Annotated in this window: 11 protein-coding genes and 1 pseudogene; 3 read left to right on the top strand and 9 right to left on the bottom strand. The window is 73.5% G+C overall.

Features of this window, described 5'->3' with window-relative positions; translation table 11 throughout:
* Nucleotides 1-50 precede the first annotated feature (50 nt).
* From CO540_RS29035 to rsgA, 5 genes are all read right to left on the bottom strand, one after another.
* Nucleotides 51-698, bottom strand: coding sequence for a C39 family peptidase (locus CO540_RS29035; protein WP_099161312.1), 648 nt, complete (start codon nt 696-698; stop codon nt 51-53).
* Nucleotides 699-1,964: 1,266 nt separating this feature from the next.
* Complete coding sequence (gene uvrC, locus CO540_RS29030) at nt 1,965-3,905, bottom strand: excinuclease ABC subunit UvrC (RefSeq protein ID WP_099164381.1); 1,941 nt, start codon at nt 3,903-3,905, stop codon at nt 1,965-1,967.
* An 84-nt stretch (nt 3,906-3,989) separates the two neighbouring features.
* Entirely contained in the window at nt 3,990-4,475 is a 486-nt protein-coding gene (locus CO540_RS29025; RefSeq protein ID WP_099164380.1) for a Rieske (2Fe-2S) protein, read from the bottom strand.
* Between the two features lie 163 nt (nt 4,476-4,638).
* The gene (gene uvrA / locus CO540_RS29020) at nt 4,639-7,581 is read right to left on the bottom strand and encodes an excinuclease ABC subunit UvrA (RefSeq protein ID WP_099164379.1); all 2,943 of its coding nucleotides are present in this window, start codon (nt 7,579-7,581) and stop codon (nt 4,639-4,641) included.
* Between the two features lie 208 nt (nt 7,582-7,789).
* The gene (rsgA, locus tag CO540_RS29015) at nt 7,790-8,869 is read right to left on the bottom strand and encodes a ribosome small subunit-dependent GTPase A (protein WP_099165010.1); all 1,080 of its coding nucleotides are present in this window, start codon (nt 8,867-8,869) and stop codon (nt 7,790-7,792) included.
* A gap of 238 nt (nt 8,870-9,107) precedes the next feature.
* Between rsgA and CO540_RS29010 the strand changes: the two genes are divergently transcribed.
* Complete coding sequence (locus tag CO540_RS29010; protein ID WP_099164378.1) at nt 9,108-9,824, top strand: maleylpyruvate isomerase family mycothiol-dependent enzyme; 717 nt, start codon at nt 9,108-9,110, stop codon at nt 9,822-9,824.
* Between the two features lie 8 nt (nt 9,825-9,832).
* Nucleotides 9,833-10,486 (top strand): MBL fold metallo-hydrolase, encoded by a 654-nt coding sequence (locus CO540_RS29005; protein ID WP_099165009.1) that lies wholly within the window; start codon nt 9,833-9,835, stop codon nt 10,484-10,486.
* Here the strand turns inward: CO540_RS29005 and CO540_RS29000 are convergent.
* Together CO540_RS29000 and CO540_RS28995 are read right to left on the bottom strand one after the other, a co-directional pair.
* Nucleotides 10,469-11,140: pseudogene (locus CO540_RS29000) on the bottom strand (DedA family protein); the annotation flags it as partial. The gene CO540_RS29005 and the pseudogene CO540_RS29000 sit on opposite strands and share 18 nt — an antisense overlap.
* A gap of 89 nt (nt 11,141-11,229) precedes the next feature.
* Nucleotides 11,230-11,904 (bottom strand): methyltransferase, encoded by a 675-nt coding sequence (locus CO540_RS28995; protein ID WP_099164377.1) that lies wholly within the window; start codon nt 11,902-11,904, stop codon nt 11,230-11,232.
* Nucleotides 11,905-12,082: 178 nt separating this feature from the next.
* Between CO540_RS28995 and CO540_RS28990 the strand changes: the two genes are divergently transcribed.
* Nucleotides 12,083-12,286 (top strand): cold-shock protein, encoded by a 204-nt coding sequence (locus CO540_RS28990; protein WP_013287480.1) that lies wholly within the window; start codon nt 12,083-12,085, stop codon nt 12,284-12,286.
* A 112-nt stretch (nt 12,287-12,398) separates the two neighbouring features.
* On the opposite strand, the gene CO540_RS28985 is transcribed toward CO540_RS28990, so the two are convergent.
* Together CO540_RS28985 and CO540_RS28980 are read right to left on the bottom strand one after the other, a co-directional pair.
* On the bottom strand, nt 12,399-13,676 hold the full coding sequence (locus tag CO540_RS28985) for an MFS transporter (RefSeq protein WP_099164376.1): 1,278 nt from the start codon (nt 13,674-13,676) through the stop codon (nt 12,399-12,401).
* Nucleotides 13,673-14,248: a helix-turn-helix transcriptional regulator gene (locus tag CO540_RS28980; RefSeq protein WP_091573389.1), complete on the bottom strand. Its 576-nt coding sequence runs from the start codon at nt 14,246-14,248 to the stop codon at nt 13,673-13,675. The genes CO540_RS28985 and CO540_RS28980 overlap by 4 nt, the downstream gene beginning before the upstream one ends.
* Between the last annotated feature and the right edge of the window lie 25 nt (nt 14,249-14,273).

Genomic DNA, 14,273 nt, shown 5'->3' with positions numbered 1-14,273 from the left:
GAAAGGGCCCGGCCCCGTGGTGGGGTCGGGCCCTTTGCTGTGTTGGTGGGTCAGCTGGTGCTGTAGCCGCGGGTGGCGATCCAGTCGGCGAGGTTGTCGATGCTCATCCGGTAGGTGGCGGTGTTGGGGTTGGCGCTGTCGGCGATGGTGACGGTGGTGCCGTTGTCGCGGTAGCCGATGACGCTGATGTAGTGGCCGCCTTCGAAGGAGTGGGTGGTGCCGTCGGTGTCGGTGGCGGTGCCGGCGATGTTGGCGACGATGGCGCGGCCGTCGTCGATGGTGCGCACGATGTCGGTGCGCAGGGTGTCGGTCTGCTTGTCGTCGGCCTTAGCGCTCTTGATTTCGACGGAGCGGTAGGGCTTGCCGGTTTCCTTGTTCAGGACGGGGGTGATGTCGTTGATGCTGTTGGTGCCGGCTTCGGTGGTGCCCATTTCGCGGGCCATGGCGTCGACGTCGATGTTCTTGCCCAGGACGCTGATGGCGTTGCGGGCGGCGGCGGGGCCGCAGTAGTAGAAGTTGGGCTGGGCTTCGTAGCGCACGTCGAGTTCCCGCTCACCGTGGCCCTTGCGGTCGGCGACAACGGTGGTCGTGCCGGTGGGGGCGGCGTGGGCGGCGATCGCGGGGCCGGCGATGCCACCGGCGGTCGCGGCGATACCGGCAGCGGTCAGGACGGTCTTACGCAGCAGGGTGGTAGCCATGATGGTGCCTCCCAAAGGGGGGGGTTGGGGGGACACGGCACGGGGGTGCCGTGCGAAGAGGGGAAAGTCTGAAGGGGGGCCTGCGCGGCGGCCGGGGGCGGCCTGCACGGGCGGCTCAGGGGGATGTAACCACCGGCCGGGGGCCGGTCATTCCAACCGGGCGGCCTGCCGGGGTCGGGGTGTGTAACCACCAGTGGCGGCCGATCCATTCCGACCGGGCCTGGCCTGCCGACGCGACGGTCGGGGGGCGCGCGGTCTACCCGGTACAACGCCTGACCCCCGGCACCGATTCCACGCTCACGGTGGCGCCGACCACGGCCGAACCGGACAAACGGCTCCTGGCACGCAGCCCCGCACGCGGCGGCTCGCCGAACCGGACATCACGGGCACATCGCCGTCGACGACCTCCGCGCCCGACGCCCGCTTCTGGTCGGCGGTCCCGAGATCGGTAGGGAGCGGCCCCCGATCGGGGCCGTTTCCTACGAGATCTCGGGTGTGCCGGAGGGTGGAGCGTTGATCCTGAGGCGAGGCGTCAGCTCACCCCACCCGACGCAGTTGAGGGCCGGCGGGCACCACCGGCGGGGGCGTCTGGTGACCACCCGGCACGGACGGGCAGCGCCCTGTCACGGTGCCTCTCGAGCTGATGCCGTCAACGACTCACGCTCTCCTCGCGGGAAGGCACCAACGCCCCGAAGCAACTCACGCTCCCATCGCGGGCACCGACGCCCCGAAGCAACTCACGCTCTCGGCCGCGGGCGGGCACCGGCCCCCCGAGTCGTTTCTGATATCAGGTCGAAAGGCGTTGCGGAGGGCGAGTGCTGCGGGCGCCGGGCTGTGCCCGATCCGTCCTCGGTGCGCGGGCGGCGACCGAGCCACCGGCTCGATCACACCCCGGGTCGCAGCCATTCGACGGCCGGCTGGCGGGAGAGCGGATCGCGCCGCGCGACGCCACCGACAGCAGGCCACCTCACACCGCGTGTCCCACCCAGGGGCATGTCTCCTCTTCGCCGATATGACTGAGCGTCAGAGATATGCCTCTCTGAGGTATCCGTGTCAGCGCATGCCTCCTGGTCAGGCCGACACGCCCGGCAGCCAAGGGGAGAGCCGACCAACCGACCCCAACGCCGCGCGCCACGACAACCACGCCCACCACGACCATGCCGCCACCGGCGTCCGCCCGCGCGCCATCCGCCGTACCGCGTCGCCAGGCAGCGCGGAACGCGCCGCGCCGGTGTCCTCGTGCGGCCGGTGGTGCTCCCGTCTACGTCACCCGGCCGGGGTGGCGGCGTCGGAGCCGTCGAGCGCGGCCAGGATCGCCTCGGCCGTACGCCGGCCGACCCCCGGCACCTCGGTGATCTCCTCGACCGTGGCCGCGGACAGCCGCTTCAACGAGCCGAAGTGCCGCAGGAGCGCCTTGCGCCGGACCTCGCCGAGGCCGGGGACGCTGTCCAGCGCCGACTCGGTCATCCGCTTGGAGCGTCGCTGGCGGTGGAACGTGATGGCGAAGCGGTGCGCCTCGTCGCGTACCCGTTGCAGCAGGTACAGCGCCTCGGACGTGCGGGGCAGGATGACCGGGAACTCGTCGTCGGGGAGCCAGACCTCCTCCAGCCGCTTGGCCAGCCCGCACAGTGCCACGTCGTCGATGCCCAACTCGGCGAGCGCCTGCGCGGCGGCGGCCACCTGGGGCGGACCGCCGTCGACCACCACGAGCTGCGGCGGGTACGCGAACCTGCGCGGCCGCCCGGTGGTCGGGTCGATGCCGGGCCGGTCAGGGTCGGCGGCGGTCTCCTCGCCCAGCTCCCCGGTCTCGGCCCGGGCGTCCAGGTAGCGGGCGAACCGTCGACGCAGCACCTCGGACATGGCGGAGAGGTCGTCGGTGGCGCCGCGCACGATGAACCGGCGGTATTCGCTCTTGCGGGGCAGCCCGTCCTCGAACACGACCATGCTGGCGACCACGTCGGTGCCCTGGATCTGGGAGACGTCGAAGCACTCGATCCGCAGCGGCGAGGTGCGCATGGCGAGCGCGTCGGCGATCTCGTCGAGCGCCTGGCTGCGGGTGGTCAGGTCACCGGCCCGCTTGAGCTTGTGCCGGGCGAGCGCGTCCTTGGCGTTGCGCTCGACCGTCTCCAGCAGCGATCGCTTGTCGCCCCGCTGCGGCACCCGCAGCGACACCCGGCTGCCCCGCCGGGCGGAGAGCCAGTCGGCCAGCGCCTCCGCGTCCCCCGGCAGCTCGGGGACGAGCAGCTCGCGCGGGACGTCGGCCTCGCCCTGCTCACCGCCGTAGACCTGGGTGCAGAAGTGGTGCACGAGGTCACCGGTGGTCAGCTCCTCGGTCTTCTCCACCACCCAGCCGCGCTGGCCCCGCACCCGACCGCCGCGGACGTGGAACACCTGCACCGCCGCCTCCAGCGGGTCGTCGGCGAAGGCGACCACGTCCGCGTCGGTGCCGTCACCGAGCACCACGGTCTGCTTCTCCATGGCCCGGCGCAACGCGGCGACGTCGTCGCGCAACCGGGCCGCCCGCTCGAACTCCAGTTGCTCGCTGGCGTCGAGCATGTCTCGCTCCAGCCGGCGGACCATGGTGTCGGTGCGGCCGGCCATGAAGTCGCAGAAGCCGTCGACGATCTCACGGTGCCGCTCGGCGCTGACGCTGCCGACGCACGGCGCCGAGCACTTGCCGATGTAGCCCAGCAGGCACGGTCGACCGACCTGGCCGGCCCGCTTGAAGACGCCCGAGGAGCAGGTCCGCGCCGGGAAGACGCGCAGCAGCAGATCGAGCGTCTCGCGGATGGCCCAGGCGTGCGAGTAGGGCCCGAAGTAGCGCACGCCCTTGCGCTTGGCGCCACGCATCACCTGCAGGCGGGGATATTCCTCGTCGAGGGTGACCGCCAGGTAGGGGTAGGACTTGTCGTCGCGGTAGCGGACGTTGAACCGGGGGTCGTACTGCTTGATCCAGGTGTATTCCTGCTGGAGCGCCTCCACCTCGGTGGCGACGGTGATCCAGTCCACCGACTCGGCGGTGAAGACCATCTGCCGGGTGCGCTGGTGCAGGTTGACCGGGTCGGCGAAGTAGGAGTTGAGCCGGCTGCGCAGGTTGCGCGCCTTGCCGACGTAGATCACCCGGCCGGTGCCGTCCCGGAAGCGGTAGACCCCTGGCAACTCCGGGATGGTGCCGGTCGCGGGACGGTAGGTCGAGGGGTCAGCCACGGACCAAGCCTAGTCCGCACCCCCGACACCCGGCCGCCGCCGCGCCCCCGCCCGCGAGCGGCGGGCGGGAGGGCGGGATGCCGGTCAGGCCAGCGTGATCTGGTCGCCCTCGACCTTGATCTCCTTTGCGGCCAGGGGCTTGGTGGCGGGGCCCTGCTTGACCGAGCCGTCGCTGATCGAGAACCGGCTGTTGTGGCAGGTGCAGTTGATGGTGCCACCGTCGACGTTCGACACCGGGCACCCCTGGTGCGTGCAGATCGGGTCGAACGCCTTGAACTGGCCGGCCTCGGGCTGGGTGATCACCACGCCCTTGCTGGCGTAGATCGCGCCGCCGCCGACCGGGATGTCGGTGGTGCGGGCCAACGGCGCGCTGCTGTCCCGGTCGCCACCGCCCGCGTCGCCGGTCGCGGTGGCGCCGGGTGGGCCTCCGCTGGTCGGGGCCAGCCCCGGGGTCGCGTCGTCGTCGCCGCATCCCGCGAGCACCACGGCCGCGCCGACGGCTCCGGCACCGGCGAGCAGGGTCCGACGGGTCTGGGTGACCGGTCCGGTCCGCACCTGGTCGTCACTCATCTCCGGCCTTTCTCTCGGCTGTCGCCACCGGTCATGCTCCGGGGCCACAGTGTGCAACACGCACCAGGATCCGGCACGGTTCATACTGTCGCGTCACGAAACGGGCGTCTGTGCGGATGACGGACGGGGCCGGACCGCCGGCCCCGTCCCTCGTGCCCGTGGGTCAGCGCGCCCCGGCCGGCACCTTGCGGGCGCGGGTCTTGGCCCCGCCGTTGGCCTTGGCCGCCCGGGTGGTGGCGGCCTTGGCGCCCTTGGCCGCGCCGTCGAGCTTGAGGATCGGCCGCAGGAACTCGCCGGTGTGGCTCTCCGCAACCTCGGCGACCTCCTCCGGGGTGCCGGTGGCGAGCACCGTGCCACCCCGGTGACCGCCCTCGGGGCCCATGTCGATGAGCCAGTCGGCCGTCTTGATCACGTCGAGGTTGTGCTCGATGGTGATGACCGTGTTGCCCTTGTCGACCAGGCCCTCCAACACCATCAGCAGCTTGCGGATGTCCTCGAAGTGCAGGCCGGTGGTGGGCTCGTCGAGCACGTAGACGGTGCGGCCGGTGGAGCGCTTCTGCAGCTCGGAGGCGAGCTTGACGCGCTGCGCCTCACCGCCCGACAGCGTCGGCGCGGGCTGGCCGAGGCGGACGTAGCCGAGGCCGACGTCGACCAGGGTCTTCAGGTGCCGGTGGATGGCCGGGATGGCGGAGAAGAACTCGGCCGCCTCCTCGATCGGCATGTCCAGGACCTCGGCGACCGTCCGGCCCTTGTAGTGCACCTCCAGCGTCTCCCGGTTGTAGCGCGCGCCCTTGCACACCTCGCAGGGGACGTAGACGTCGGGCAGGAAGTTCATCTCGATCTTGATCGTGCCGTCGCCGGAGCACGCCTCACAGCGCCCGCCCTTGACGTTGAACGAGAACCGGCCCGGGCCGTATCCCCGGACCTTGGCCTCGGTGGTCTCGGCGAAGAGCTTGCGGACGTGGTCCCAGACCCCGGTGTAGGTGGCCGGGTTGGAACGCGGGGTGCGCCCGATCGGCGACTGGTCGACGCCGACGACCTTGTCCACGTGCTCCAGGCCGGTGATCCGGGTGTGCCGGCCGGGCACCAGCCGGGCGCCGTTGATCTGGTTGGCCAGCACCGTGTAGAGGATGTCGTTGACCAGCGTCGACTTGCCCGAGCCGCTGACCCCGGTGACCGCGATGAGCTGGCCGAGCGGGAAGCTCACGGTGAGGTTGCGCAGGTTGTGCTCGCGCGCGCCGTGCACCACCAGCTCCCGGCCGGGCGTCTGCGCCCGGCGGGTGGCCGGCGTCGGGATGACCTTGCGCCCGGACAGGTACGCCCCGGTGACCGACTCGGCGTTGTCGAGCAGCGCCGGCACCGAACCGCTGTGCACGATCTTGCCGCCGTGCTCGCCGGCGCCCGGACCGATGTCGACGATCCAGTCGGCAACCCGGATGGTGTCCTCGTCGTGCTCGACCACGATCAGCGTGTTGCCCAGCCCGCGCAGCCGCAGCAGCGTCTCGATGAGCCGGTGGTTGTCCCGCTGGTGCAGGCCGATCGACGGCTCGTCGAGCACGTAGAGCACACCGACCAGGCCGGAGCCGATCTGGGTGGCGAGCCGGATGCGCTGCGCCTCACCGCCGGAGAGAGTGCCCGCGGGGCGGTCCAGGGAGAGGTAGTCGAGGCCCACGTCGAGCAGGAACTTCAGCCGGGCGTTGATCTCCTTGAGGACCCGCTCGGCGATCATCTTCTGCCGGTCGGTCAGCTCGATGCCGGCCAGCAGGTCGGCCGCCTCGCCGACGGAGAGGTTGCAGACCTCGGCGATGCTCTTGCCGGCCAGGGTGACCGCGAGCACCTCCGGCTTGAGCCGGGCGCCGCCGCACGCGGCGCAGGGCACGTCCCGCATGTAGCCCTCGTACTTGTCGCGGGACCACTCCGACTCGGTGTCGGTGTGCCGGCGCTCGATCCACTGCACCACGCCCTCGAAGCCGGTGTAGTAGGAGCGCTCGCGGCCGTACTTGTTGCGGTAGCGGACGTGCACCTGGTCGTCGGAGCCGTGCAGGATCGTCTTCTGCGCCCGCGACGGCAGCGCCCGCCACGGCGTGTCGATGTCGAAGTGCTCGGCCTCGCCGAGCGCCTCCAGCAGGCGCAGGAAGTATTCCAGGTTGTGCCCGGTGGCCCAGGGCTGGATCGCGCCCTCGCGCAGCGAGCGCTCCGGGTCCGGGATGACCAGCTCGGGGTCGACCTCCTTCTTGGTGCCCAGGCCGGTGCACTCCGGGCACGCGCCGTAGGGCGCGTTGAAGGAGAAGACCCGGGGCTCCAGGTCCTCGATCGCCAGGGGGTGGTCGTTCGGGCAGGCCAGGTGCTCGGAGTAGCGGCGCTCGCGGGCCGGGTCGTCCTCCGGCAGGTCGACGAAGTCGAGCAGCACCAGGCCGCCGGAGAGGCCGAGCGCGGCCTCGACCGAGTCGGTCAGCCGCTGCTTGGCGCTCGGCTTGACGCTGAGCCGGTCGATGACCACCTCGATCGTGTGCTTCTCCTGCTTCTTGAGCTTCGGCGGCTCGGTCAGCGGGTGCACCACGCCGTCGACCCGGGCCCGGGCGTAGCCCTTGGCCTGCAGCTCGGCGAAGAGGTCGACGTATTCGCCCTTGCGGCCGCGCACCACCGGCGCGAGCACCATGAACCGGGTGCCCTCGGCCATGGCGAGCACCCGGTCGACGATCTGCTGCGGGCTCTGCTTGGAGATCCGCTCACCGCAGATCGGGCAGTGCGGCTCGCCGATGCGGGCGAAGAGCAGGCGGAGGTAGTCGTAGACCTCGGTGATGGTGCCGACGGTGGAGCGCGGGTTGCGTGAGGTCGACTTCTGGTCGATGGAGACGGCGGGGCTGAGGCCCTCGATGAAGTCGACGTCGGGCTTGTCCATCTGACCGAGGAACTGCCGGGCGTAGGACGACAGCGACTCGACGTAGCGGCGCTGCCCCTCGGCGAAGATGGTGTCGAACGCCAGGCTCGACTTGCCCGAACCGGACAGCCCGGTGAAGACGATCAGGGCGTCCCGGGGCAGGTCGAGACTGACGTCACGCAGGTTGTGCTCGCGCGCGCCACGGATGATCAGACGGTCGGCCACGGTGCGTGTGCTCCCGGAAGAAGAATGTGCGGCGGATCTGTCCGCCAGACGTCAGGTCTGGGCGGTTCTCACAGGTTGTCGAGGCGCAGGGAAGGCGCCCCGGCAACTCTAGCCCCGAGGTGTGACAACTTCCGTCGGGCGCACATTCCCCCAGCTCAGACCGGTCGGGCGGGATGCGGCCAACCCCGCCCGGCCGGTCCGGGCCGACTCAGAATGCGCCGGGCGCGGGCGGGGTCGCCGGACGCCCGGTGCGCCGCCGCCCGCCACGCCACCCGCCCCGCCGCTCGGCGGCCAGCCGGGCCGCGCGACGCCCGCCCTCGTACGCGACCTCCCGCTGCAACCGGCGCCAGCTCTCCCAGCGGCGCGCCGGCAGCTCGCCGCTGTCCAGCGCGTCCCGCACCGCGCAGGCCGGCTCGGCGTCGTGCGCGCAGTCGGCGTACCGGCAGCCGGTGGCCAGCTCGGCGATGTCGGCGAAGGCCCGGTCCAGGCCGGCCACGCCGTCCAGCAGGCCGACCGCGCGTACCCCGGGGGTGTCCAGCACCGCTCCCCCACCCGGCAGCGGCACCAGCGACCGCCAGGTGGTGGTGTGCCGGCCCTTGCCGTCCACCCGGCGGATCGCCTGGGTCCGCATCACGTCCGCCCCGGCCAGCGCGTTGACCAGGCTCGACTTGCCGGCCCCGGAGGGGCCGAGCAGGCCCAGGGTGCGTCCCGGGGCGACGTGCCGGCGCAGCGGCGCCAGGCCGGTGCCCCGCTCGGCGCTGACCGCCAGCACCGGCACCCCGGGCGCCAGGTCGGCCAGTTGCCGGGCCACCGCGGCCGGGTCGGCGGCCAGGTCCGCCTTGGTGAGCACCACCAGCGGCTCGGCGCCGGACTCGTGCGCGAGCGAGAGCAGCCGCTCGATCCGCGCGGCGTCCGGCGTCGGGTGCACCGGCTCGACCACCGCGGCGGCGTCGAGGTTGGCGGCCAGCACCTGCCCGCTGGCGTCCTTGCCGGCGGTGCGCCGCACCAGCGCGGTCCGTCGCGGCAGCACCGCCTCCACCGTGACCGCGCCGTCCGGCCAGGTGGCGAGCAGCACCCAGTCGCCCGCGCAGGGCAACGCGGTCAGGTCGCGGGCCGCGGCGGCGAGGACGCCGCCGCCGAGGCTCGCCCGCACCGGCCCCTCCGGGCGGAGCACGGTGCACACGCCCCGGTCCACCCGGGCCACCCGCCCGGGTCGGTGGTCGGCGCGTCGATCGAGGTGGGTCGCCCAGTCGGCGTCCCAGCCGAGGGCGGTCAGGTCCAGGTTCATGGTGTCCTCATCGGTGTCGAGGGGGTTCACGGCGGAACACGCGTGCTTCGACCGGCATGCTCACCACCTCCGCTCCGACTCCCGGCGCCCGCGTCCGGCACGACGTCGACCCGGCGCGTTCCCGCCGCGAGCCGCTGTCGTTCGCCCCGACGGTAGGGGCCGCGCCGACGCGCCGAAAGCGATTTCCCCGGCGGCGCGGCCGGTTCCCGCCCGCTACTGTCGAACCCGTGAGAACGAGATGACCAGTGACCCCCTGCTGTTGACCGGTGACCTGGCCGAGGCGAACGACCGGCTGCTGCGTACCGTCGCCGGCCTGACCGCCGCGGACGTCGCGGCGCCCTCGCTCCTGCCGGGCTGGACCCGCGCGCACGTGCTCACCCACCTGGCCCGCAACGCCGACGGGTTCGTCAACCTGCTCACGGCCGCGCGCACCGGCGAACCGATCCCGATGTACGCCTCCGTCGAGGCGCGTAACGCCGACATCGAGGCGGGGGCCGGCCGGGGCCCGGCCGATCTGCTGGACGACCTGCGCCGCAGCGGCCAGCGCTTCGACGCGGCGGTGGCGCAGATGCCGGCCGAGGCGTGGGGCGCCATGGTGCAGGCCCGGCGCGGTCCGTGGCCGGCGGCGCTGCTGGTCTGGGGCCGGCTGCGCGAGGTCGAGGTGCACCACGTCGACCTGGCGACCGGCTACCGCCCGGCGGACTGGCCGGAGGCCTTCGCCCAGCGCCTGCTGCACGAGGTGACGACCGGGCTGGCCGGCAACCCGGACGCGCCGGCCATGGTGCTGCGCGTCGACGGCGCCGCACACGAACTCGTCGTGGGTGACCCCGAGGGGGCGCCCACGGTCACCGGCCCCGCGCCGGAACTCGCCGCCTGGCTGACCGGCCGGGGCGCGGGCGAGCTGCTCACCGTCGTCCCCGACGGTCCCCTGCCGAACCCACCGGAATGGATCTGAACGCCGTCATGACCTACACCGGAGACGTCACGCCCGGCGGCCCGCCGGCCGTGCGCGAGCTCGACCGGCTCACCGTCAGCAAGCTGTCGGTGGGCCCGATGGACAACAATGCCTATCTGCTGCGCTGCCACGCCACCGGCGACCAGGTGCTGATCGACGCCGCGAACGAGGCGCCCCGCCTGCTGGAGCTGGTGGGCGACGGCGGCCTGGCCGCGGTGGTGACCACCCACCGGCACATGGACCACTGGGTGGCGCTGGAGGAGGTGGTCGCCAAGACCGGCGCCCGCGCGCTGGTGCACGCCGACGACGCCGAGGGCCTGCCGATCGACGCCGAGCCGCTGCGCGAGGGCGACACCGTCGACGTCGGCGACTGCGCGCTGGAGGTCATCCACCTGCGCGGGCACACGCCGGGGTCGATCGCGCTGCTCTACCGCGACCCGGCCGGCACCCCGCACCTGTTCACCGGCGACTCGCTGTTCCCGGGTGGGGTCGGCAACACCGACCAGGACCCGGAGCGGTTCGGCCAGCTCGTCGACGACGTCGAGGCCAAGCTCTTCGACCGGCTGCCGGACGAGACCTGGTTCTATCCGGGACACGGCAAGGACAGCACGATCGGCGCGGAGCGGGCGGCGTTGCCGCAGTGGCGGGCCCGCGGCTGGTGAACGCGCCGGGTCCGGCCTCCCCCGTGGCGGCCGGACCCGGCCCGGTGCGCCGGTCACCGCGCGCAGCCGGCGCCGGGCGCCGAGCAGCACCGGCCCGGCCAGCAGCAGCCCGACGGCCATGGTGAGCACCGTCGGGTCGGGCGCGCCGGGCAGCAGCACGGTCAGCGTCCGCGCGGCCAGCCCGAGTGCCACGTAGAGCCCGGCCCAGAGCGTGGCGCCGAGCGCCGCGCAGGTCACGAACCTCCGGTACGGCATCCGGAGCCCGCCGGCGGCCAGCGGCAACAGCGCGTTGAACACCGGCAGGAACGGCGCCACCAGCACGATCCGTCCGCCGCCGCGGTGCAGCAGCGCCTCGGCGGCGGCCCACCGGGACTCGCCGATCCAGCGCCCCAGCCGGCCGTGCCGCAACCGCACGCCCCAGCGCCGCCCGGCGAGGAAGCTCAACGACCAGCCGGCCACGCAGCCCGCCACCACGGCCGCGACGGTCACCGCCCCGCCCGCCGGTCGGCCCGCGCCGACCGCCGCGAGGACCGCGGCGTCCCCGGGCACCAGCACCCCGAGCAGGGGTACGGCGTCGGCGAGCATCACCACGCCGAGGAGCCCCATCAGCAGCGTGGTGGGCAACTCCCCGAGCTGGGCGAGCAGGTCCGTCATGATGAGCACGCTATGCGCCACCGACCGCCCGGCACATCGGGCGTGACCCCCCACCCGACCCGGAGGCCGGACCCGGGGGCCCCTCAGGGTCAGCGGGGGCGGAGCACCTGCACCCGACGGACCGGGGAGTCGACCGAGGGCTCGGTGGTCGGCACCGGATAGCTGGCCACCAGGTCCAGGCCGTCCGGCGGCAGGTGCCCGCGGTCCGGGTCGCCGACCAGCACCTCGACGCCGCGCTCGGCGCACCGGCGCAGGTACGGCAGCACCCGGGCGGCCAGCCCGGCGTCGTAGAGGGCGTCACCGGCCACCACCAGGTCGACGCCGGCGACGCCGTCGAGCAGGTCCTCGCCGTCGGCGGTCACCCGGACCTGGTTGGCCCGGGCGTTGACCGTGACGGCCGCCACCGCGTAGGGGTCGACGTCGTTGGCGATCACCTGGTCGGCGCCGGCGAGCGCGGCGGCGATGGCGACCAGTCCCGACCCGGCGGCCAGGTCGAGCACCCGGCGGCCGGCGACGAGGTCGGGGTGGTCGAGCAGGTGCCGGGCGAGCGCCTGCCCACCGGCCCACACGGAGGCCCAGTACGGCGGCGGCAGCGACCGCCCGGCCGCGGCCTCCATCCGCGCCCACCACAGGATCGCGTCCTCGGCCAGGTGCAGGCGTACCTCGGGCACGAACGGCGTGCCGACCAGCCGCAGGCGGTCCGGGCCCGCGCCGGGCGCCGCGATCTCCTGTTCCAGGTCGGCCAGTGCCGTGGTTGTGGTCATCGGGGCAAGCATGCCGTGCCCCGATCGGCGCCGGGGGCATTTCCGGCTCGCAGGTATTCACGTGCCACGCCGGCACTTCCGGCAGCGGATCCCGGTTCGGCCGGTTACTGTCAGGGTGGTAGAGGGCGATCATCGGCCGAGGGGCCGGTGCTCACCCGCATTGAACAGGGAGAGACGCATGGCAACCGGCACGGTCAAGTGGTTCAACTCGGAAAAGGGCTTCGGCTTCATCGAGCAGGACGGCGGAGGCCCGGACGTGTTCGTCCACTACTCGGCCATCCAGAGCAGTGGCTACCGCGAGCTGAACGAGGGCCAGAAGGTCGAGTTCGAGGTGACCCAGGGCCAGAAGGGCCCGCAGGCGGACAACGTCCGTCCGATGTAGCGACGTGCCGGTGGCGGCGGTCGGAGCACCGACCGCCGCCACAGTGCATTCTTCGGGCCCGGCAGCCGACCAGGGCATTCCCCCGGCCCGGCACGGCCGGCCGCCGCACTCCTCAGGCCGGCACGGCCGGCAGGTCGCGCCGCCGGCGCAGCGGGCCGACCAGCAGGATCAGCGGGGTGAGCGCCAGCCAGGCGGTCATCACCCGGATCGCGCCGTCCGGCCCCCAGGCGGCGCCCAGCGCGCCGGCCACCACTGCGGCGAGCGGGATGGTGCCGTAGTTCAGCAGGTGCATGCTCACGGTCACCCGGCCGAGCAGTTGGTGCGGCGTGTAGGTCTGCCGGAAGCTGCCCTTGACCACGTTGCCGACCGCGACGCCGAGGCTCACCAGCACCCCGCCGAGCACCAGCCAGGTCACCCGCACGCCGGGCCCGGCCAGCGGGATCAGCAGCGCGGGCGGGCCGGTGAGGGCGCCGGCGACCAGCAGCGCGCGGGCGGTGCCGAGCCGGCGGGCCAGCCGGGCGGCGGACGCCGCGCCGACGATGCCGCCGAGGCTGGCCACACCGATCAGCAGGCCGACCAGGCCGGCCGGCAGGTGCGCCGAGCGGACCAGGAAGACCACCAGCACGGCCTGGTAGCCGGTCAGCCCGATGTTGCTGGCCGCCCCGAACACCGTCAGCACCCGCAGGTAGGGGTCGCGGGTGACGAAGCGCAGCCCGGCGGCGACCTCCTGACGCAGCGACGACGCCCCGGCGGGGCGGCGCGGCCGGGGCTCGACCGCCCGGATCCGGTGCAGGCACAGCGCGGAGAACAGGAAGCTCACCGCGTCCAGCGCCACCGCGACGACCGCGCCGGCGAGCTGGGCGATCAGGCCGGCCAGTCCCGGGCCGACCAGGTAGCTCGCGGTGTGGGTGGCGTGCAGCCGCGAATTCGCCTCCGGCACCTGCTCGGGCGGAAGCAGCGTGGGCAGGTAGACCTGGTCGGCGGTCTCGAAGAAGACCCGGGCCAGCCCGGCGCCGAGCGCCACGACCAGCAACTGCCAGACGGTGAGCAGGCCGAGCGGCGCCGCGACCGGGACGCTGAGGAACAGCGCCGCGGCGGCCAGGTCGGCGCCGATCATCACGGGGCGGCGGCGGACCCGGTCGACCCAGGCCCCGACCGGCAGGCCGGCGAGGAGCCAGGGCAGCCAGGCGGCGGCGGTGAGCACCGCCACCTGGAACGTGGTGGCGTCGAGCACCGCCACGGCGACCAACGGCAGCGCCACCGTGGTCATGTTGCTGCCCACGGCACTGACCGTGTGCCCGGTCCAGAGCAGCCGGAAGTCGCGGTGCCGGAACAGCCCGCCGCGCGGGCGGTCGACGGCCGGCGCGGACGGTCGGGCCGGGGCGCTCACGGCCGGGCCGGGACGCCGTAGGAGAACAGGAAGACGGGCTCGCGGCGCTGCCCGTCCTCGGGCACGGGCCGGTCGGCCCACCGGGCGAAGAGCGCGATCACCTCCTGGCTGAGCTGGGCCAGCTCGTCCGGGGTCAGCCGCAGCCACTTGTCGGTGCTGAACGGCCCCTCGCCCCAGGCGGCGCGGGTCTCGTCGGAGGCCGCGTGCCAGGCCCGCACCAGCTCCGCGTGCCGCTCCAGGTTCAGCGAGCCGGCCGCGTCGGCCACCGCCCGGTCGGCGGGGTCGCCGTCGAAGTCAGTGGTGGACCAACGCACCCCCCGGTCACGCAGCCGCCACCACCGCTCGCGACGGTCCCGGGCCAGCTCCGGCGCCTCCACCAACAGGTCGGCGGCGGCCAGGACCCGGAGGTGGTGGCTGACGTTCGCGGGCGCCTGGTCGGTGTGCTCGGCGAGCAGGCCGACGGTGCACGGACCGTGCACCTTGAGCACGTCCATCAGCCGGCGACGCAGGGGGTGGGCGAGCGCCGCGAGCACTCGCGAGTCGGTGACCTGCCGGACGGTGGGCTCTGTCATGCCACCCACCCTGACATTAGCAAGA

Source organism: Micromonospora sp. WMMA2032 (assembly GCF_002688545.1).
Taxonomy (GTDB): domain Bacteria; phylum Actinomycetota; class Actinomycetes; order Mycobacteriales; family Micromonosporaceae; genus Micromonospora; species Micromonospora sediminicola.
Note: the sequence above shows the minus strand (reverse complement) of the source record. Positions and strands in the feature narration are given on the sequence as shown.